The organism is Streptomyces sp. NPDC057682, from assembly GCF_042799575.1.
Classification (GTDB): Bacteria; Actinomycetota; Actinomycetes; order Streptomycetales; family Streptomycetaceae; genus Streptomyces.
Genome location: NZ_JBHVIN010000001.1, coordinates 298,488 through 319,017, shown reverse-complemented (window position 1 = coordinate 319,017; position 20,530 = coordinate 298,488). Strand labels below are relative to the sequence as shown.

General features: G+C 68.5%; 17 protein-coding genes and 1 tRNA gene. 10 read left to right on the top strand and 8 right to left on the bottom strand.

All coding sequences use genetic code 11. The annotated features are described in order from the left end of the window. Window positions 1–50: 50 nt before the first annotated feature. From ACFVDM_RS01500 to rpmH, 8 genes are all read right to left on the bottom strand, one after another. Window positions 51–1,145 carry a ParB/RepB/Spo0J family partition protein gene (locus ACFVDM_RS01500; protein ID WP_383631400.1) on the bottom strand — a complete coding sequence of 365 codons (1,095 nt, stop codon included), beginning with the start codon at window positions 1,143–1,145 and terminating at the stop codon, window positions 51–53. After that, window positions 1,142–2,218, bottom strand: coding sequence for a ParA family protein (locus ACFVDM_RS01495; RefSeq protein WP_383632130.1), 1,077 nt, complete (start codon window positions 2,216–2,218; stop codon window positions 1,142–1,144). Before ACFVDM_RS01495 ends, ACFVDM_RS01500 begins: the two co-directional genes overlap by 4 nt. 292 nt (window positions 2,219–2,510) lie before the next feature. Continuing rightward, on the bottom strand, window positions 2,511–3,227 hold the full coding sequence (gene rsmG, locus ACFVDM_RS01490) for a 16S rRNA (guanine(527)-N(7))-methyltransferase RsmG (RefSeq protein WP_383631396.1): 717 nt from the start codon (window positions 3,225–3,227) through the stop codon (window positions 2,511–2,513). A 107-nt stretch (window positions 3,228–3,334) separates the two neighbouring features. Beyond that, window positions 3,335–3,844, bottom strand: coding sequence for a protein jag (locus tag ACFVDM_RS01485; RefSeq protein ID WP_383631393.1), 510 nt, complete (start codon window positions 3,842–3,844; stop codon window positions 3,335–3,337). Window positions 3,845–3,858: 14 nt separating this feature from the next. Next, window positions 3,859–5,121 carry a membrane protein insertase YidC gene (gene yidC / locus ACFVDM_RS01480; protein ID WP_383631390.1) on the bottom strand — a complete coding sequence of 421 codons (1,263 nt, stop codon included), beginning with the start codon at window positions 5,119–5,121 and terminating at the stop codon, window positions 3,859–3,861. Window positions 5,122–5,124: 3 nt separating this feature from the next. After that, window positions 5,125–5,484 carry a membrane protein insertion efficiency factor YidD gene (gene yidD / locus ACFVDM_RS01475; RefSeq protein ID WP_383631387.1) on the bottom strand — a complete coding sequence of 120 codons (360 nt, stop codon included), beginning with the start codon at window positions 5,482–5,484 and terminating at the stop codon, window positions 5,125–5,127. Beyond that, window positions 5,481–5,852 (bottom strand): ribonuclease P protein component, encoded by a 372-nt coding sequence (gene rnpA / locus ACFVDM_RS01470; protein ID WP_383631384.1) that lies wholly within the window; start codon window positions 5,850–5,852, stop codon window positions 5,481–5,483. Before rnpA ends, yidD begins: the two co-directional genes overlap by 4 nt. 21 nt (window positions 5,853–5,873) lie before the next feature. Continuing rightward, complete coding sequence (gene rpmH / locus ACFVDM_RS01465; protein WP_006348049.1) at window positions 5,874–6,011, bottom strand: 50S ribosomal protein L34; 138 nt, start codon at window positions 6,009–6,011, stop codon at window positions 5,874–5,876. A gap of 380 nt (window positions 6,012–6,391) precedes the next feature. On the opposite strand from rpmH, the gene dnaA reads away from it, so the two are divergent. From dnaA to ACFVDM_RS01415, 10 genes are all read left to right on the top strand, one after another. Then, window positions 6,392–8,191: a chromosomal replication initiator protein DnaA gene (gene dnaA / locus ACFVDM_RS01460; protein ID WP_383631381.1), complete on the top strand. Its 1,800-nt coding sequence runs from the start codon at window positions 6,392–6,394 to the stop codon at window positions 8,189–8,191. Between the two features lie 972 nt (window positions 8,192–9,163). Beyond that, on the top strand, window positions 9,164–10,294 hold the full coding sequence (dnaN, locus tag ACFVDM_RS01455; protein WP_383631378.1) for a DNA polymerase III subunit beta: 1,131 nt from the start codon (window positions 9,164–9,166) through the stop codon (window positions 10,292–10,294). Window positions 10,295–10,440: 146 nt separating this feature from the next. Then, window positions 10,441–11,319 carry a phosphogluconate dehydrogenase (NAD(+)-dependent, decarboxylating) gene (gene gnd, locus ACFVDM_RS01450; protein ID WP_383631375.1) on the top strand — a complete coding sequence of 293 codons (879 nt, stop codon included), beginning with the start codon at window positions 10,441–10,443 and terminating at the stop codon, window positions 11,317–11,319. A 66-nt stretch (window positions 11,320–11,385) separates the two neighbouring features. Then, entirely contained in the window at window positions 11,386–12,516 is a 1,131-nt protein-coding gene (recF, locus tag ACFVDM_RS01445; RefSeq protein ID WP_383631372.1) for a DNA replication/repair protein RecF, read from the top strand. Beyond that, entirely contained in the window at window positions 12,513–13,058 is a 546-nt protein-coding gene (locus tag ACFVDM_RS01440; RefSeq protein ID WP_383631369.1) for a DUF721 domain-containing protein, read from the top strand. Before recF ends, ACFVDM_RS01440 begins: the two co-directional genes overlap by 4 nt. A 403-nt stretch (window positions 13,059–13,461) precedes the next feature. After that, a complete protein-coding gene (gyrB, locus tag ACFVDM_RS01435; RefSeq protein WP_383631366.1) occupies window positions 13,462–15,549 on the top strand; it encodes a DNA topoisomerase (ATP-hydrolyzing) subunit B in 2,088 nt (695 codons plus the stop codon). A 52-nt stretch (window positions 15,550–15,601) separates the two neighbouring features. Continuing rightward, entirely contained in the window at window positions 15,602–18,241 is a 2,640-nt protein-coding gene (gene gyrA / locus ACFVDM_RS01430) for a DNA gyrase subunit A (RefSeq protein ID WP_383631363.1), read from the top strand. 93 nt (window positions 18,242–18,334) lie between these two features. Next, a complete protein-coding gene (locus tag ACFVDM_RS01425) occupies window positions 18,335–18,940 on the top strand; it encodes a DUF3566 domain-containing protein (protein WP_383631361.1) in 606 nt (201 codons plus the stop codon). Window positions 18,941–19,016: 76 nt separating this feature from the next. Beyond that, window positions 19,017–19,093 (top strand) — tRNA-Ile (locus tag ACFVDM_RS01420). A 374-nt stretch (window positions 19,094–19,467) separates the two neighbouring features. Next, window positions 19,468–20,388 (top strand): hypothetical protein, encoded by a 921-nt coding sequence (locus tag ACFVDM_RS01415; RefSeq protein WP_383631358.1) that lies wholly within the window; start codon window positions 19,468–19,470, stop codon window positions 20,386–20,388. The last annotated feature ends 142 nt before the right edge of the window (window positions 20,389–20,530 follow it).

The window sequence follows — 20,530 nt, the reverse complement described above, 5'->3', positions numbered from 1 at the left end:
CGTCTTCCGTGACCTACCGGAGGACAGCCCGCCCCTGGACCGCTCAGAAATCAGCTCTCGTCGTCCTCGTCCTGCTCCTCGGACGGGGCACGGTCGAGGACGCGGCCCTCCCCCGGAGCAAGGCTGCCGAGGATACGGTCCAGATCCTCCATCGAGGCGAACTCGACGACGATCTTGCCCTTCTTCTGCCCGAGGTCGACCTTCACCCGGGTCTCGAAGCGATCGGACAGCCTCGACGCGAGTTCATTGAGCGCCGGCGACAGCCGGGCCCCGGCCCTGGGCCCCTTGGCCTTCGACGTACTCGTGGGCTTGGAGCCCATGAGCGTCACGATCTCCTCCACCGCCCGCACCGAAAGCCCCTCGGCCACGATGCGGTGCGCCAGCTTGTCCTGCTCCTCGGAGTCGTCCACCGACAGCAGCGCCCGAGCGTGCCCCGCCGAGAGCACACCGGCGGCGACCCTCCGCTGGACCGGCGGCGACAGCCGCAGCAGACGCAGGGTGTTCGACACCTGCGGACGGGAACGACCGATCCGGTCGGCCAGCTGGTCATGGGTGCACTTGAAGTCCTTCAGCAGTTGGTCGTACGCCGCCGCCTCCTCCAAGGGGTTGAGCTGAGCCCGGTGAAGGTTCTCCAGGAGCGCGTCCAGGAGCAGCTTCTCGTCGTCCGTGGCACGGACGATCGCCGGAATCTTCGGCAGCTCCGCCTCACGGCAGGCCCGCCACCGCCGCTCACCCATGATGAGCTCAAAGCGACCGGGTCCCGCCTGCCGCACCACGACCGGCTGGAGCAGTCCGACCTCCTTGATGGAGGTGACCAGCTCGGCCAGCGCATCGTCATCGAAGACATCCCGCGGCTGGCGCGGGTTGGGCGCGATCGCATCGACGGGAATCTCGGCGAAATAGGCTCCGGCCACCTCGGCCGCACCGCCGTGGCCCTCCGCCAGGGACACCGGGCCGGCCGGCTCGGGCACCGTGGGACCGCCCAGGGTGGCGACCTTCGCCGCCGCCACACCGCGGTCCGAGGTCAGGACCGGGCTCCCCGGAGAGGGAGTCCCCATCCCGGCGGACGGCGCCTGCTTCTCCTGCGGAGCGGCGGGGATCAGGGCACCGAGCCCTCGCCCCAAGCCTCTACGACGCTCGCTCACTGGATCCCCTCCGCATTGCTCTGCTGACTGTTCCGACCGCCCGTGCGGGCGTGCTGGGGCTCGTACTGGACCCCGACCCCGCGCAGCGCGATCTCGCGCGCCGCTTCGAGGTACGACAACGACCCGCTCGAACCGGGGTCATAGGTCAGCACGGTCTGCCCGTAGCTCGGCGCCTCGGAGATGCGTACCGAGCGAGGAATGCTGGTGCGCAGCACCTCCTTGCCGAAGTGGCTGCGCACCTCCTCCGCGACCTGCGACGCCAGCCGGGTCCGGCCGTCGTACATGGTGAGCAGGATCGTCGACACATGGAGATCGGGGTTCAGATGGCCCCGCACCAGATCGACGTTCCGCAGCAGCTGTCCCAGCCCCTCCAGTGCGTAGTACTCGCACTGGATCGGGATCAGCACCTCGGCACCGGCCACCAGGGCGTTGACCGTGAGCAGGCCGAGCGAGGGCGGGCAGTCGATCAGGATGTAGTCGAGCGGCTGCTCGTACGCCTGAATGGCCCGCTGCAGTCGACTCTCCCGCGCCACCAGCGACACCAGCTCGATCTCCGCACCGGCGAGATCGATGGTGGCGGGGGCGCAGAAGAGGCCTTCGACGTCCGGTACGGGCTGCACCACGTCGGAGAGCGGCTTGCTCTCCACCAGGACGTCATAGATCGAGGGGACTTCGGCATGGTGGTCGATCCCCAGAGCAGTGGAGGCGTTCCCCTGCGGGTCGAGGTCGACCACCAGAACGCGGGCACCGTGCAGGGCCAGGGACGCGGCCAGGTTGACCGTCGAGGTGGTCTTACCCACCCCGCCCTTCTGGTTGGCCACCACCATGACCCGTGTCCGGTCAGGCCGGGGCAGCCCCTCGCCGGCACGGCCGAGGGCCTCCACCGCCAGCTGGGCCGCACGACCGATGGGTGTGTCATCCATCGGCGGCGGTGTTTCACGTGAAACACCGTCCCCCGCCGATTCGGTTCGGGGACCGGGGACCGGATCGGTCATCGGTCCCGCGATGTTGGCGTCGGACCGCAAGGATTCACTCTCCTCGACTTCAGGCTCGCAATGAGCAGAGCCTGCCATGGTTTCGGCGTCGTGAACCAGCGAGGCCCGCTCTTCTGTGGAGGAATCCTCTTCTGTGGACAACTCCGTAGCCCTAACGGGCCCGCGATGACGAGGAGCGGAGGCCGCACGACCACGGCCGATGATTCCCTGCAGCAGTGAGCGACGTTTCACGTGAAACACGATGCCCCTGCAGCGTAGCTACAGGGGCACGACACTCCGCGCGTGGCACGTACACCTCGTCGAACGACGAACCACCATGACATGGATCAAACGGTGCGTAACGACCGGATGCGCGGTGTCACCGCTTCGCTCAGCGGCGACGCCTCGTCCGGCTGGTCCGCGCGGCCTTGGCCCGCTTTGCGGCGAACCTCACACCACCAGGACTCTCACCGACCACCACACGCACCACCGTGGACATCGGGTCGACGATCCCCTCACCCACATGCAGCACCTCGGTGTCCACGACACCGAGCTTGCCGAGAGCCGCACGCGCGCCGTTGATCTCCTCCTCGGCGGTATCGCCCTTGAGCGCCAGCATCTCGCCGTACGGCCGGAGCAGAGGAACGCCCCAGCCCGCCAGACGGTCCAGCGGCGCCACCGCGCGCGCCGTCACCACATGCACCGGCTGAAGCGTCCCCAGCACCTCCTCGGCCCGGCCGCGGACGACCGTCACATGGTCAAGCCCCAGCAGCTCGACGGCCTCCTGAAGGAAGTTCGTCCGGCGCAGCAAGGGCTCCAGCAACGTGATCTTGAGGTCCGGGCGGACCAGGGCCAGCGGAATGCCCGGGAGGCCGGCACCGGAACCCACATCGCAGACCGTGACACCCTCGGGAACGACCTCGGAGAGCACCGCACAGTTCAGAAGGTGCCGCTCCCACAGACGCGGCACCTCACGAGGGCCGATCAGCCCACGTTTGACCCCCGCGTCGGCCAGCAGTTCCGCGTACCGGACGGCCTCGGGAAAGCACTCACCGAACACCTCCCTGGCCGAGTCGGGCGCCTGGGGAAGCGCTACTTCCTCCGTCACGGGGACCGTCCTTCCATACGCACTACCGCACCGTGGGTGGCTGACTATCAGGCTGACAAAGATCGGCCCCGTCTGCGAACAGACGGGGCCGACAGGAGAGGATCCGGTCAGGCCGGAAGGACGACGACGAAGCGCTGCGGCTCCTCGCCCTCCGATTCACTGCGCAGACCGGCGGCCGCGACCGCGTCGTGCACGACCTTGCGCTCGAACGGCGTCATCGGGTCCAGCTTCACCGGCTCGCCGGTGCTCTTGACCTCTTCCGCGGCCTTGGCGCCCAGCTGAGCCAGCTCCGTACGCTTCTTGGCGCGGAAACCGGCGATGTCCAGCATCAGACGGCTGCGGTCACCGGTCTCCCGGTGCACGGCCAGCCGCGTCAGCTCCTGGAGCGCCTCCAGCACCTCACCGTCGCGGCCCACGAGCTTCTGCAGTTCACGTGCCGAATCACTGATGATCGAAACCGCTGCCCGGTCCGCCTCGACGTCCATGTCGATGTCGCCGTCCAGATCGGCGATGTCGAGCAGACCCTCGAGATAGTCCGCCGCGATCTCCCCTTCCTGCTCAAGGCGGGTCAGGGTGTCGCTGCCCTCAGCGGCCGTGGAGGTGGTGCCTTCCGTCACGGATGGACTCCTTCTTACTTCTTGGACGGGTGCTTGGGCCGCTGCTGGCCCTTGCGCTGTCCGGACTTGGCTTGGCGTGAGGAGCCGGACGAGGCCCTGCCCGCCGGCTTGGACGTCTCGTCCTTCGGTTCGCTCTTCTGCAGCGAGGTCTTGCCCTCGGAATCACCGGACTCCGTGGACTTGGCCCCACCCTGGTGCGTACCGGTGGTCTGGCGCTGCGCCTTGGACTGCCGCTTGGGCTGCTGGCGCCGCTGTGCGGCCCCGCCCTCGGCCTCGGCGGCGGCGGTGTCGCTCTTCACGACCGTGCCGTCCTCCTGCGGGGCCAGGCCGAGCTTGCCCAGACCGACCACGAACTTCCGCTCGATGTCGTTGCGGTCCGGACCCTTGGCCACGACCCGCTTGACGGTGTTGCGCCGGGTCCGGCCCCGGACCTCGCCGTGCGCCGTGACGCTCTTGAGCAGGCGGTTGAGGTACTGCTCCTGCGCCTTGCTGCCCGGGGTCGGGTTCTGGTTGATCACGTACATCTGCTGACCCATGGTCCAGACGTTGGTGGTCAGCCAGTAGACGAGGACACCGACCGGGAAGTTGATACCCATGACGGCGAAGATCACCGGGAAGATGTACATGAGCATCTTCTGCTGCTGCATGTACGGCGTCTTGACGGTCAGGTCGACGTTCTTCGTCATCAGCTGGCGCTGAGTGAAGAACTGCGAGGCCGACATCATGACGATCATGACCGCGGTGACGATGCGGACATCGGTCAGCGAGGCGCCCAGGGCCTCGACCTTCTCCGCGCTGTCCATGAACTTGGCGGCCAGCGGCGCACCGAAGATATGGGCCTGACGGGCGCTGTCGAGCAGCGGCTGGTCGATGACGCCGATGGTCTTGCCCGAGGCGATCGCCGAGAGCACGTGGTACAGGGCGAAGAAGAACGGCGACTGCGCCAGGATGGGAAGGCACGAGGAGAGCGGGTTGGTGCCCGTCTCCTTGTACAGCTTCATCATCTCTTCGGACTGACGCTGCTTGTCGCTCTTGTAGCGCTCCTGGATCGCCTTCATCTTCGGCTGGAGCAGCTGCATGTTCCGCGTCGACTTGATCTGCTTGACGAACAGCGGGATCAGACAGATACGGATCAGCACCACGAGGGACACGATGGAAAGACCCCAGGCCCATCCCGTGTCAGGGCCGAAGATCGCCCCGTACAACTTGTGGAACTGGACGATGACCCAGGAAACGGGCCAGGTGATGAAGCTGAACAGACTGGCAATCGTGTCCACTAATCAGGCTCCTTGAGCATTGGGCGAAGTCTCTGCGGCCGGGCTCGGGAGGTCGGTGTCCGACGTCCCGGGAGGCACATCAGCGGCGGAGTCCCCGCCCTTGCTGCCGCGCAAGGCACTGCGCAGCAGTTCGTGCCAACGCGGACGTTTGCGTGGTGGAACGTAATCCACGCCGCCGGGTGACCACGGATTGCACCGAAGGATGCGCCAGGCCGTCAGCGCCGTTCCCTTGATGGCTCCGTGCCGGTCGATCGCCGTATATCCGTAGTGGGAACACGACGGGTAGTAACGGCAGACAGGACCGAGAAGCGGGCTGATGGTCCACTGGTAGATCTTGATGAGAGCCAGCAGCGGGTACTTCATCGCACGCCCCCTCCCAGCAGCCGCTGCAGAGCGGCGTCCAGGTCTCGGGCCAGCTGTTCATGGTCGGCGTCACCCGAACCGGGCAACGCGCGTACGACAACCAGGCTACCGGGGGGCAGCTCGGCAAGCCGTTCGCGGACCAGATGGCGAAGCCTGCGCTTCACCGCTGTGCGGACGACCGCACCACCCACGGCTTTGCTGACAACGAAACCCGCACGCGGCGGGGGAGCAGTCTCCCCAGTCGCGTGCGGGTCCGTTGCACCGCTGCGTAGATGGACGACGAGAAGCGGGCGGCCGGCCCTGCGTCCTCGTCGAACCGCGGTCGCGAAGTCCTCGCGCCGCCTCAGCCGATTCTCGGTAGGCAGCACGTCATGACGACCTGTACGCGATCAGGCGGACAGGCTGGCGCGGCCCTTGCTGCGGCGGGACGCGAGGATCGCGCGGCCGGCACGGGTACGCATACGCAGCCGGAAGCCGTGGGTCTTCGCGCGACGACGGTTGTTCGGCTGGAAGGTGCGCTTGCTCACTCGGGGGCTCCAGAAAAGACTCGGGGTTGGCGGGACATCGCCTGGCTGTCACCGTGCGCCCACGAGAGACTCGCGTAAACGCCCTAGTGCACCGCTTCACAATCACAGATCGTGATCTTTGCCCATCGGAGGCAGGCGGCAGCAGCCATCGACAACTCGACCTGGTCACGGTACGCGCGGCTACGCCATCCGGTCAAACCGACCCCGGGCGGCCCCCCATTGTGCACAGCCTGTGGACAACGACTTGAACGACGTGGGTCGCCCTGACTACCGTGGCTGAACCCCGGTTCTTTTTCTTCCCGCCTGCCGGTCCTCACCCATCCCGACCCATCCCGTCCCGAGAACCACACATTCGTGGGACCAGCGAGAGAGCGTGCCCTGTGGCTGACGTACCTGCCGATCTTGCCGCAGTGTGGCCACGCGTGCTGGAACAACTCCTCGGGGAGGGCCAGCAGGGCATCGAGCCGAAGGACAAGCAGTGGATCGAGCGCTGCCAGCCGCTGGCCCTGGTCGCGGACACGGCGCTGCTCGCCGTCCCCAACGAGTGGGGCAAGCGCGTCCTGGAGGGCCGGCTCGCCCCGCTCATCAGCGAGACGCTGAGCCGGGAGTGCGGTCGGCCGATCCGCATCGCGATCACGGTCGACGACTCGGCGAACGAACCGCCGACGCCTCCCGCGCCCCCGATGCACCAGACGCCGCAGCCGCCGTCCCACCGCTACCCGGGCCCGCAGCACGACGAGGGCCGGCCCGGCGACGGCTACGAGGGATACGGTCACCGTCCCTCGGACGACGGCATGCCGACGGCCCGCCCGGCCTATCCGGACTACCAGCAGCAGCGTCCCGAGCCCGGCGCCTGGCCGCGCACCCAGGAGGACCTGTCCTGGCAGCAGCCCCGGCTCGGCGGTTTCCAGGACCGCGAGCCGGCCGCCGAGCAGTGGCGCGAGCCCTACGGCGGCCGCCCCCAGCAGCAGCCGCAGCACGACTACCGTCCGCAGCCGCCCGAGCGCCAGGGGTACGAGCCCCCGCGCCCCGAGCACCACGAGCTGCCCGAGCCCCAGCACCGCACGGGCGCCGGAACCGGGCGTCCCGGCGGCGGCACCGGCCCGATGGGCGCGCAGCCCGCCCCTGCCCCCGGCCCCGGCGAACCGCACGCCCGGCTCAATCCGAAGTACCTCTTCGACACCTTCGTGATCGGGGCGTCCAACCGCTTCGCGCACGCCGCCGCGGTCGCGGTCGCCGAGGCGCCCGCGAAGGCGTACAACCCCCTCTTCATCTACGGGGAGTCGGGCCTCGGCAAGACCCATCTGCTGCACGCGATCGGGCACTACGCGCGGAGCCTCTACCCGGGCACCCGGGTGCGGTACGTGAGCTCCGAGGAGTTCACCAACGAGTTCATCAACTCGATCCGCGACGGCAAGGGCGACACCTTCCGCAAGCGCTACCGCGACGTGGACATCCTGCTGGTCGACGACATCCAGTTCCTGGCGAGCAAGGAGTCGACGCAGGAGGAGTTCTTCCACACCTTCAATACGCTCCACAACGCCAACAAGCAGATCGTGCTGTCCTCGGACCGTCCGCCCAAGCAGTTGGTGACGCTGGAGGACCGGCTGCGGAATCGTTTCGAGTGGGGTCTGACCACCGACGTCCAGCCGCCGGAGCTGGAGACGCGCATCGCGATCCTGCGCAAGAAGGCGGTGCAGGAGCAGCTCAACGCCCCGCCGGAGGTCCTGGAGTTCATCGCCTCCCGTATCTCCCGCAACATCCGTGAGCTGGAGGGCGCGCTGATCCGGGTGACGGCCTTCGCCAGCCTGAACCGGCAGCCGGTGGACCTCGGGCTGACCGAGATCGTGCTGAAGGACCTGATCCCCGGCGGCGAGGACACCGCGCCGGAGATCACGGCGACGGCCATCATGGCGGCGACCGCGGACTACTTCGGGCTGACGGTGGAGGACCTCTGCGGATCCTCGCGCAGCCGGGTGCTGGTGACGGCGCGCCAGATCGCGATGTATCTGTGCCGCGAGCTGACGGACCTCTCGCTGCCCAAGATCGGCGCCCAGTTCGGCGGGCGGGACCATACGACGGTGATGCACGCCGACCGCAAGATCCGCGCGCTGATGGCCGAGCGGCGCTCCATCTACAACCAGGTCACCGAGCTGACCAACCGCATCAAGAACGGCTGAGCCGCTCGCGGCCGGCTCGTAGGCACCCGCCCGAAGGGCGCGTCACGGACTCTCTCGGAGTCCCGGACGCGCCCTTTTCTCTGTGTGCGCAGCGGCGTACGAGCCCCCTGGACGACCCCTGGGAGACGTCGACAGACCCCCGCGAGACGGCGGGAAGCCCTTCGGAGCCGCCCTGTGCACGGCTCCGGGCCGTCCGCGCTGTTCGATTACCTGCTCCGGAGGCGCTGTTCTCCACAGATCTGGGGAGAATCTTCCCTCCACAGCCTGGGGATCAGAAAGTTGTCCATACTGCTTCCACAGGCACGCCAACCGATACTCCATCAGGCCAGCTCAGCCGCCTGGGGATTTGTGGTCAACGGTGATCCACAGGTTGTGGACAAGATTTTCTTCCACAGGCTGTGTGCAAAGTTGTCCACCGGCGGCCCACAGGACAGCGGCCGTTTTCCCCAGCGAGGGCGGGCTTCTCCACACCGCTGTCCACTGTTCGGCAACGCGACACCGCCCTTCACCGCCCCGAGTGAAAGGCGTCACACCAAGACGCTTGGTTGGGCTGTGGGGAAACGGGGTAAAGCTGGGGACAGGCCTGGGGAGAAACCCCCCTGTCCTGTGTACGGGGTGTGCACAACTTCCCGATGTCCACAGAGACCCCCGGTTTTCCACTGCTGCCGCCCACAGGGCCGGTGGACAAAAAACAGCGCCTGACCTGCACAAACGGGGTTATCCACGGTTTCCACAGGCCCTACTACTACTGCCAACTAGAGTTAGCCAGGAATCCGCTTCGAAGTGGGGCCTGTGCACAACTCGGCGCCGGAGCGCTCCGGACCTCTTGTCGCGACTTGACCCCGAGCAGCACCGAGTGTCGGTGCCGTACGTCAGACTGGTCCCCGGCGTCCTCCCCCGGTCTCGGCGGAGCGACCCGATCAGACGACGAAGGCCGGCAGGGCGAGCGAGCAACAGCAGGAGGCGGTTCCGGTGAAGATCCGGGTGGAGCGCGATGTACTCGCGGAGGCGGTGGCCTGGGTGGCCCGCAGCCTTCCGGCCCGTCCGCCGGCGCCCGTTCTCGCGGGCCTTCTGCTGAAGGCGGAGGACGGCGCCCTCAGCTTCTCCAGCTTCGACTACGAGGTCTCGGCCCGGGTCTCGGTGGACGCGGAGGTGGAGGAGGACGGCACGGTGCTCGTCTCCGGCCGCCTGCTCGCCGACATCTGCCGCGCGCTCCCCAACCGCCCGGTGGAGATTTCCACAGACGGTGTACGGGCGACCGTGGTCTGCGGCTCCTCCCGCTTCACCCTCCACACCCTCCCTGTGGAGGAGTACCCGGCGCTGCCGCAGATGCCGACCGCCACCGGCACCGTGCCCGGTGAGGTCTTCGCCTCCGCCGCCGCGCAGGTCGCCATCGCCGCCGGCCGCGACGACACGCTGCCCGTCCTCACCGGTGTGCGCATCGAGATCGAGGGCGACACCGTCACCCTGGCCTCCACCGACCGCTACCGCTTCGCGGTCCGCGAGTTCCTCTGGAAGCCGGAGGACGCCGACGCCTCCGCCGTCGCCCTGGTCCCCGCCAAGACGCTCCTGGACACCGCCAAGGCGCTGACCAGCGGTGACACCGTGACGCTCGCGCTGTCGGGCTCCGGTGCCGGTGAGGGCCTCATCGGCTTCGAGGGCGCCGGCCGCCGGACCACGACCCGGCTGCTGGAGGGCGACCTGCCCAAGTACCGGACGCTGTTCCCCACCGAGTTCAACTCGGTCGCGGTCATCGAGACCGCCCCCTTCGTGGAGGCCGTGAAGCGTGTGGCCCTGGTGGCCGAGCGCAACACCCCGGTGCGGCTCAGCTTCGAGCAGGGCGTGCTGATCCTGGAGGCCGGTTCCAGCGACGACGCACAGGCTGTGGAGCGGGTCGACGCCGTCCTGGAGGGCGACGACATCTCGATCGCCTTCAACCCGACCTTCCTGCTCGACGGCCTGAGCGCCATCGACTCGCCGGTCGCCCAGCTCTCCTTCACGACCTCGACCAAGCCCGCGCTGCTCAGCGGCCGGCCGGCCGTGGACGCCGAGGCGGACGACGCGTACAAGTACCTGATCATGCCGGTCCGCCTCTCCGGCTGACCCGGCCCCGGTCCTGCCGCCGGACAGGGAGCCGCGGCAGGACCCGACGGGCATGTTCAGCGCCGAGCATGCCCCGGCGTCCTGTCCCCTGCCGGGCGTAGGCTCGGACCTGGGTACGAATCGGCACAACGCTTAAGGAATCTCTGATGGAGCTCGGTCTCGTCGGTCTCGGCAAGATGGGCGGCAACATGCGCGAGCGCATCCGCCGCGCAGGCCACACCGTCATCGGATACGACCGCAACCCGGACCTCGCCGATGTCCACAGCCTCGAAGAGCTTGTGGGCAAGCTGAAGGGCCCCCGGGTCGTCTGGGTCATGGTTCCGGCCGGTGCCGCGACCCAGTCGACGATCGACGAGCTGGCCGAACTCCTCTCGCCCGGCGACATCGTCGTCGACGGCGGGAACTCCCGCTGGACCGACGACGAGAAGCACGCGGTCGAGCTGGGCATCAAGGGCATCGGCTTCGTCGACTGCGGTGTCTCCGGCGGTGTCTGGGGCCTGGAGAACGGCTACGCGCTGATGTACGGCGGCGACGCCGAGCACGTCGCGAAGGTCCAGCCGGTCTTCGACGCCCTGAAGCCCGAGGGCGACTTCGGCTCCGTCCACGCGGGCAAGGTCGGCGCCGGCCACTTCGCGAAGATGGTCCACAACGGCATCGAGTACGCCATGATGCAGGCCTACGCCGAGGGCTGGGAGCTGCTGGAGAAGGTCGACTCCGTCACCGATGTGCGCGAGGTCTTCCGTTCCTGGCAGGAGGGCACGGTCATCCGCTCCTGGCTGCTCGACCTCGCGGTCAACGCACTGGACGACGACGAGCACCTGGACAAGCTCCGGGGCTACGCGGCGGACTCCGGCGAGGGCCGCTGGACGGTCGAGGCCGCCATCGACAACGCGGTCCCGCTGCCCGCGATCACCGCCTCGCTCTTCGCGCGGTTCGCCTCGCGCCAGGACGACTCCCCGCAGATGAAGATGATCGCCGCGCTGCGCAACCAGTTCGGCGGTCACGCGGTCGAGAACAAGAAGTAACGCCCCCGGGGCGGGCCGCACGGACCCGCCCCGCGGAGCAGGAAGCCGGAAGGGTCGGCGCACACCATGCACGTCACGCATCTGTCGCTGGCCGACTTCCGCTCGTACGCCCGGGTCGAGGTGCCACTGGACCCGGGCGTCACCGCGTTCGTGGGGGCCAACGGACAGGGCAAGACCAATCTCGTCGAGGCCGTCGGCTATCTCGCCACGCTCGGCAGCCACCGGGTCTCCTCCGACGCCCCCCTGGTGCGCATGGGTGCGGAGCGGGCCGTGATCCGGGCGGCCGTCACCCAGGGCGAGCGTTCCCAGCTGGTCGAGCTGGAGCTGAATCCGGGCAAGGCGAACCGTGCCCGGATCAATAGATCGTCGCAGGTCAGACCGCGTGATGTGCTGGGGATCGTACGGACCGTGCTCTTCGCGCCGGAGGATCTGGCGTTGATCAAGGGCGATCCGGGCGAGCGCCGCAGGTTCCTCGACGAGCTGGTCACGGCGCGGTCGCCGCGCATGGCCGGGGTGCGGTCGGACTACGAGCGGGTGCTCAAGCAGCGCAACACCCTGCTGAAGTCCGCGGCGATGGCCCGCCGGCACGGCGGACGGTCCATGGACCTGTCGACCCTGGACGTCTGGGACCAGCATCTGGGCCGGGTGGGCGCGGAGCTGCTGGCCCAGCGGCTCGATCTGATCACCACGCTCCAGCCGCTGGCCGACAAGGCGTACGGAGACGTGGCGCCGGGCGGCGGCCCGGTCTCCCTGGAGTACCGCAGCTCGGTCGGCCCGGACGTGGCGCCCGCGCGCACCCGCGAGGAGCTGTACGCGCAGCTGATCGCCGCCCTCGCCGAGGTCCGCAAGCAGGAGATCGAGCGGGGGGTGACCCTCGTCGGTCCGCACCGCGACGATCTGGTGCTGGGACTGCGCGGGATGCCCGCCAAGGGGTACGCGAGCCATGGGGAGTCCTGGTCGTACGCGCTGGCGCTGCGGCTGGCCTCGTACGATCTGCTGCGCTCCGAGGGCAACGAACCGGTGCTCGTGCTGGACGACGTCTTCGCCGAGCTGGACGCCCGGCGCCGGGAGCGGCTGGCCGAGCTGGTGGCCCCCGGCGAGCAGGTGCTGGTGACGGCCGCGGTCGACGACGACGTCCCCGGGGTGCTCACCGGCACGCGGTACGCCGTCTCGGCGGGCGAGGTGGCCCGGCTGTGAGCGGCGACGCGGACAAGGAGCCGGCGAAGCAGCCGGAGCCCTCCGGGGTGGACCTGGCGCGGGTGGCGCTGCGGGCCGCCAAGGAGCAGGCGAAGGCGCGCGGGGCGGCCGCGCAGCAGCGCAAGCAGGCCCGCCGGGGCGGCGGGCTGCGGTCCGGGGCGCGGGCCGACGGACGGGACCCGCTGCCGCTGGGTGCCGCGATCAACCGGCTGATCACCGAGCGCGGCTGGGAGACACCGGCCGCGGTGGGCGGGGTGATGGGCCGCTGGCCGCAGATCGTGGGTGACGATCTGGCCAATCACTGTGTGCCGCTGCGCTACGACGAGGACCCCGATGTGCGGGTGCTGACCGTGCAGTGCGACTCCACGGCATGGGCCACGCAGCTGCGGCTGCTGGCGCCCCAGCTGGTGGCCCGGCTGAACGCGGATCTGGGCCACGGGACCGTGCGGATGATCAAGGTGCTGGGGCCGGGAAGCCCGCAGCGCCGCTTCGGACCGCTGCGCGCGCCGGGGAGCACCGGCCCCGGTGACACCTATGGCTGACCTGGTCTGACCAGGCACTTCGTGGTGCCCTGGCCCTGATGTGGCGGTGATGCCCGGGGGCCGTGCGGTGCGTGGTGCCCCCGTTGTCGGTGATGCCTCCGGTGGCGCTGTTGCGGGGGTGTGCGGTGGTTGCCCCTGTACGGCGGAACGGGGGAGTCCCTCACCGTAGCGGGAGGCTGACAGGCCGAAGCGCTCAATGCCCGTGTGAGCCTCTTGAGGCCCCTCCCCGGATATGGGGAGTCGTCAGCCGCGTATTCAGGGCGGCACATGCGTACTCAGGTGCCTGCAAACCCCCATTCGGGTCGCCGCTACCGGTAGACTGGGGGACAATCCCGCGTACTCGCGGGAATCGTCGATACAAGCCGAACGACGCAGCCGCTCCCGCCTGCCCGGAGAACGGCCTGTGCTGTGCCAGAAAGGGCGCTTCGTGGCCGATTCCGGCAACCCCAACGAGAACATCCCGTCCACCCCCGGTGAGAGCGACGGCGCTCCCGCCCCCGGTGAGGTGAAGGCGTCCTACGACGCCAGCGCGATCACCGTCCTGGAGGGCCTGGACGCGGTACGCAAGCGACCTGGCATGTACATCGGCTCGACCGGTGAGCGCGGTCTCCACCACCTCGTGCAGGAGGTCGTCGACAACTCGGTCGACGAGGCCATGGCCGGGCACGCGGACACCATCGACGTGACGATCCTCGCCGACGGCGGGGTGCGTGTGGTCGACAACGGCCGAGGCATCCCGGTCGGCATCGTGCCGTCCGAGGGCAAGCCGGCCGTCGAGGTCGTGCTCACCGTCCTGCACGCGGGCGGAAAGTTCGGCGGCGGCGGCTACGCCGTCTCCGGTGGTCTGCACGGCGTGGGTGTCTCCGTCGTGAACGCCCTGTCCACGCGGGTCTCCGTCGAGGTCAAGACGGACGGCTACCGCTGGACCCAGGACTACAAGTTCGGCGTCCCGACGGCCCCGCTGGCCCGTAACGAGGAGACCGACGAGACCGGCACGAGCGTCACGTTCTGGGCCGACGGCGACATCTTCGAGACGACCGAGTACTCCTTCGAGACGCTCTCGCGGCGCTTCCAGGAGATGGCCTTCCTCAACAAGGGCCTCACCCTGAAGCTGACCGACGAGCGCGAGTCGGCGAAGGCGACCGCCGGTGCCGACAGCGCCGAGGCGGCGGACGTCCCCGAGGAGGAGACGGCCCGCTCGGTCACGTACCACTACGAGAACGGCATCGTCGACTTCGTCAAGTACCTCAACTCCCGCAAGGGCGACGTCATTCACCAGTCGGTGATCGACATCGAGGCCGAGGACAAGGAGCGGCTGCTCTCGGTCGAGATCGCCATGCAGTGGAACACGCAGTACACCGAGGGGGTCTACTCCTTCGCCAACGCGATCCACACGCACGAGGGCGGTACGCACGAGGAGGGCTTCCGGGCCGCGCTGACCTCGCTGGTCAACCGGTACGCGCGCGACAAGAAGCTGCTCCGCGAGAAGGACGACAACCTCACCGGCGAGGACGTCCGCGAGGGTCTGACGGCGATCATCTCGGTGAAGCTGGGCGAGCCCCAGTTCGAGGGCCAGACGAAGACCAAGCTGGGCAACACGGAGGCCAAGACCTTCGTGCAGAAGGTCGTCCACGAGCAGCTGACGGACTGGTTCGACCGGAACCCGAACGAGGCCGCCGACATCATCCGCAAGGGCATCGCCGCCTCGACCGCCCGTGTGGCGGCCCGCAAGGCGCGTGACCTGACCCGGCGCAAGGGCCTGCTGGAGAGCGCGTCGCTGCCCGGCAAGCTCAGCGACTGCCAGTCGAACGACCCCACCAAGTGCGAGATCTTCATCGTCGAGGGTGACTCCGCCGGCGGTTCGGCGAAGTCCGGCCGCAACCCGATGTACCAGGCGATCCTGCCGATCCGCGGCAAGATCCTGAACGTCGAGAAGGCCCGGGTCGACAAGATCCTCCAGAACACCGAGGTCCAGGCCCTGATCTCGGCCTTCGGCACCGGGGTCCACGAGGACTTCGACATCGAGAAGCTCCGCTATCACAAGATCATCCTGATGGCGGACGCCGATGTCGACGGCCAGCACATCAACACCCTGCTGCTGACCTTCCTCTTCCGCTTCATGCGGCCGCTGGTCGAGGCCGGCCATGTGTACCTGTCGCGCCCGCCGCTCTACAAGATCAAGTGGGGCCGGGACGACTTCGAGTACGCGTACTCGGACCGCGAGCGCGACGCCCTGGTCGAGCTCGGCAAGCAGAACGGCAAGCGGATCAAGGAAGACTCGATCCAGCGCTTCAAGGGCCTCGGCGAGATGAACGCCGAGGAGCTGCGCGTCACCACGATGGACGTCGACCACCGGGTGCTCGGCCAGGTCACGCTCGACGACGCGGCGCAGGCCGACGACCTGTTCTCGGTGCTGATGGGCGAGGACGTCGAGGCGCGGCGCTCGTTCATCCAGCGCAACGCCAAGGACGTCCGCTTCCTCGACATCTGAGTCGGCCGTACAAGCAAGCCGCAGCCGCAGCGCGAAAGGATTTTGACCAGCAATGGCCGACGAGAACACCCCTGTCCCCGTGACGCCCGAAGAGGTTCCGCCCGTCGAGGGCGTGGGCATGCGCGTCGAGCCCGTCGGGCTCGAGACGGAGATGCAGCGCTCCTACCTCGACTACGCGATGTCCGTCATCGTCTCGCGTGCCCTGCCCGACGTGCGGGACGGCCTCAAGCCCGTCCACCGCCGCGTGCTGTACGCGATGTACGACGGCGGCTACCGCCCCGAGAAGGGCTTCTACAAGTGCGCCCGCGTCGTCGGCGACGTCATGGGTACGTACCACCCGCACGGCGACTCCTCGATCTACGACGCCCTGGTCCGCCTGGCGCAGCCGTGGTCGATGCGGATGCCGCTGGTGGACTCCAACGGCAACTTCGGTTCCCCGGGCAACGACCCGGCCGCCGCCATGCGGTACACCGAGTGCAAGATGATGCCGCTGTCCATGGAGATGGTCCGGGACATCGACGAGGAGACCGTCGACTTCCAGGACAACTACGACGGCCGCAACCAGGAGCCGACGGTTCTGCCGGCCCGGTTCCCGAACCTGCTGGTCAACGGTTCGGCGGGCATCGCGGTCGGTATGGCGACGAACATCCCGCCGCACAACCTCCGCGAGGTCGCCTCCGGCGCGCAGTGGTATCTGGAGCACCCGGAAGCCTCGCAGGAGGAGTTGCTGGAGGCCCTGATCGAGCGGATCAAGGGCCCGGACTTCCCGACCGGTGCGCTCGTCGTGGGCCGCAAGGGCATCGAGGAGGCGTACCGCACGGGCCGCGGCTCGATCACGATGCGCGCGGTCGTGGCCGTCGAGGAGATCCAGAACCGCCAGTGCCTGGTGGTGACGGAGCTTCCGTACCAGACCAACCCCGACAACCTCGCGCAGAAGATCGCCGACCTGGTGAAGGACGGCAAGGTCGGCGGGATCGCGGACGTCCGCGACGAGACCTCCTCGCGCACCGGCCAGCGCCTCGTCGTCGTCCTCAAGCGCGACGCGGTCGCCAAGGTCGTCCTGAACAACCTGTACAAGCACACCGACCTCCAGTCGAACTTCGGCGCCAACATGCTGGCGCTGGTGGACGGCGTGCCGCGCACGCTGTCGATCGACGCGTTCATCCGCCACTGGGTGACGCACCAGATCGAGGTCATCGTCCGGCGCACCCGCTTCCGGCTGCGCAAGGCCGAGGAGCGCGCGCACATCCTGCGCGGCCTGCTGAAGGCCCTGGACGCCATCGACGAGGTCATCGCCCTCATCCGGCGCAGCCAGACCGTCGAGATCGCCCGTGAGGGCCTGATGGGCCTGCTGGAGATCGACGACATCCAGGCGAACGCGATCCTGGAGATGCAGCTGCGCCGGCTGGCCGCGCTGGAGCACCAGAAGATCACCGCCGAGCACGACGAGCTCCAGGCGAAGATCAACGAGTACAACGAGATCCTGGCCTCGCCCGCGCGGCAGCGGCAGATCGTCAGCGAGGAGCTGGCGGCGATCGTCGACAAGTTCGGCGACGACCGGCGCTCCAAGCTGGTGCCCTTCGACGGCGACATGTCCATCGAGGACCTGATCGCCGAGGAGGACATCGTCGTCACGATCACCCGCGGCGGCTATGTGAAGCGGACCAAGACGGACGACTACCGCTCGCAGAAGCGCGGCGGCAAGGGCGTCCGCGGCACGAAGCTCAAGGAAGACGACATCGTCGACCACTTCTTCGTGTCCACGACCCACCACTGGCTGCTGTTCTTCACCAACAAGGGCCGGGTCTACCGGGCCAAGGCGTACGAGCTGCCCGACGCCGGCCGGGACGCGCGCGGCCAGCACGTGGCGAACCTGCTGGCCTTCCAGCCCGACGAGCAGATCGCGCAGATCCTGGCGATCCGCGACTACGAGGCGGCGCCGTACCTGATCCTGGCCACCAAGGGCGGCCTGGTGAAGAAGACCGCGCTGAAGGACTACGACTCGCCCCGTTCCGGCGGTGTCATCGCGATCAACCTGCGCGAGACCGGGGACGGATCGGACGACGAGCTGATCGGCGCCGAGCTGGTCTCGGCCGAGGACGATCTGCTCCTCATCAGCAAGAAGGCCCAGTCGATCAGGTTCACCGCGACGGACGACGCGCTGCGCCCGATGGGCCGTGCCACCTCGGGCGTCAAGGGCATGAGTTTCCGCGAGGGAGACGAACTGCTCTCGATGAATGTCGTCAGGCCCGGTACTTTCGTGTTCACTGCCACTGACGGCGGGTACGCGAAGCGGACCCCCGTCGACGAGTACCGCGTCCAGGGCCGCGGCGGTCTGGGCATCAAGGCCGCCAAGATCGTGGAGGACCGGGGCTCGCTGGTCGGTGCGCTGGTGGTCGAGGAGACGGACGAGATTCTCGCCATCACGCTCGGCGGTGGTGTGATTCGTACGCGAGTCAATGAAGTCAGGGAGACGGGCCGTGACACCATGGGCGTCCAACTGATCAATCTGGGCAAGCGCGACGCCGTGGTCGGCATCGCGCGCAACGCCGAGGCGGGCAGCGAGGCCGACGAGGTCGACGGTCCCGACGACGCCGAAGGCGAGACGACCGGGGCCGAGGCGACCGCCGAGAGCACGGTCGACGGCAGCGTCGAGGACACCACGTCCTCGACCGGGGAGCACGAGGAGTAGAGCGTGAGTGGAGCCACGGGCGCCGGTTCGGCCGCTTCAGGATCTGGCGGGACCGGTGCCCGTGGCCCTGCCACGGACTCCCAAGGGGGCACTGTGACGGACACCCGGGGCCCTCAGCCCCAGTACGAGGGCTACGCGACCGGGCCGCTGCCCGGTGAGCGGGAGCCCGCACCGGCCCCGGCGGGCCCGTACCACCCGCCGCAGGCCTATCCCTCACCTCCGCAGGGCGGGACGCACGGCGGCCGCCCCCGCGGCGGCCAGCAGGGCGCCCCGCCGTCCGCGGCCCAGGGCGCCCGCAGGCCCCGTACGGGGGCGCGGACCACGCCGCGGACGCGTAAGGCGCGTCTGAGGGTCGCCAAGGCGGATCCGTGGTCCGTGATGAAGGTGAGCTTCCTGCTCTCCATCGCGCTGGGCATCTGCACGGTGGTCGCCTCGGCGGTGCTGTGGATGGTCATGGACGCCATGGGCGTCTTCTCGACCGTCGGCGGCACGATCAGCGAGGCCACCGGCTCCAACGAGGGCAACGGCTTCGACCTCCAGGCCTTCCTGTCGCTGCCCCGCGTGCTCATCTTCACCTCGGTCATCGCGGTGATCGACGTGGTCCTGGCCACCGCGCTGGCGACCCTGGGCGCGTTCATCTACAACCTGTCCGCCGGCTTCGTGGGCGGCGTCGAGCTCACGCTGGCCGAGGACGAGTAGCCCCGCGGGTATCGATTTTGGGACTGGCCCCGACGTGCGCTAATCTTCAGAAGTCAGCGCGACGCAAAAGCGCGGCGGGGCTATAGCTCAGTTGGTTAGAGCGCATCCCTGATAAGGATGAGGCCACAGGTTCAAATCCTGTTAGCCCCACCAGCACGAAGACCACCTACTCACGTGAGTAGGTGGTCTTCTGCATCTACGGCTGACATCGGCCGATCAGTGGATCTTCCAGAGTTCCGCGAGCATCGTCGCGGCTTCCCGCTCCCCGTCGCCCACCACGTGGGTGTGGACGTCCAGTCACAGGTTTCTCCACCTCATCAAGGCCCCGGCTGCGCTCCGCTGCGCGCTGCGCTCCTGCCTTCGGCCCGCTGTCAGAGGCGGGTGTTAGGTTCCCACTCGTGCTGCCGAGGAGATCATTCGCCGCCCCCCTCAGTCCGATTTGATCGGTACCTGACATTCGGTAGCCATGTGCGTGGTACAGCCCGGTCCATCAGGACTGGGACCGCTCCTTATGAAGGAGAAGCTTGATGAGAAGCAGCGTGCTGGGCCTCAGCCTGGCCCGTACGGCGGCCGTCCTCACGGCGGCCGTGGCCCTGGCGGTGACGGCGGCACCGCTGACGGGCACGGCGGAGGCCCACGAGGCGGTGACGGGATCACTCAGCTTCAGCGGGGAACCGGGCGAGTACATCTCCGGCGGCCAGTCGTACAGCTACACGCCCGAGACGACCGAGATGTTCGACATCTCGGGGCCGGTCTCCGAGTCCGCCGTGGGCACCACGGTCGTGACGCCCGAGGGCGAGCGCTGGTACCTGCACATGGAAGCCCCCTACGGCCAGAAGCTGACGTCCGGCACCACATACACCAACGCCTCCAGCTGGCCCAACGCCCAGCCGGAGGACCCCAAGCTGGAGCTCAGTTCGACCGACCGGTACTGCGACACCGGCACCGGCTCCTTCACCATCTCCCACATCGCCTACGGCCCCTACGGCTACATCAGCGAGATCGACGCCACCTTCGAGCGGTATTGCAGCGGCTCCACGCTGCCCGTGCGCGGCGAGTTCCACGCCCGTATGGCCGAGCCGCCGGCGGAGCTCGCCATCGGCATGAGTCTGAACACCACGGGCACGGTCGACACCCACACCGGCGAGATCACTGCCGGCGGCGCGGTGACCTGCAACAAGCCAGCCCGCATCACCCTCACTGCCAGCGCCTACCAGACGCAGAAGAGTGGAACCGCGTCCGGCTCGCATGAGGACCTGGTCGTCGTCTGCGAGCCCGGGGCTCCGGTCCCGTGGACCGTCTCCTTCCCCAGCAACATCGATCCCACCGCGTCCTTCAAGCCCGGCGCCGCCGTACTCCGGGGCGTCGGCAGGGCGGACGACCCTGACTACCCGGTGACCGTCAACACCGGCTTCTCGAGCACCGACATCACTCTCGTCAAGTCCTGATCCTGACGCGGGCCTGGCTGCGCAGAGCAGCCGGGCCCGCCCGACGCAACAAACCGTGGTGCGCTACACCTGCGGCCTCGACAGCGGCATCGTGGCGGAAAGCTCGGTAGCGCAGATTGCCGACGATCTGCGTCGGAGAAGC

Bases quoted from the DNA above. Each gene is read 5' to 3' on its own strand.
- ACFVDM_RS01495 (WP_383632130.1), bottom strand. From the start codon at position 2,218: ATGGCAGGCTCTGCTCATTGCGAGCCTGAAGTCGAGGAGAGTGAATCC.
- yidD (WP_383631387.1), bottom strand. From the start codon at position 5,484: ATGAAGTACCCGCTGCTGGCTCTCATCAAGATCTACCAGTGGACCATC.
- gnd (WP_383631375.1), top strand. From the start codon at position 10,441: ATGGAGCTCGGTCTCGTCGGTCTCGGCAAGATGGGCGGCAACATGCGC.
- recF (WP_383631372.1), top strand. From the start codon at position 11,386: ATGCACGTCACGCATCTGTCGCTGGCCGACTTCCGCTCGTACGCCCGG.
- gyrA (WP_383631363.1), top strand. From the start codon at position 15,602: ATGGCCGACGAGAACACCCCTGTCCCCGTGACGCCCGAAGAGGTTCCG.
- ACFVDM_RS01415 (WP_383631358.1), top strand. From the start codon at position 19,468: ATGAGAAGCAGCGTGCTGGGCCTCAGCCTGGCCCGTACGGCGGCCGTC.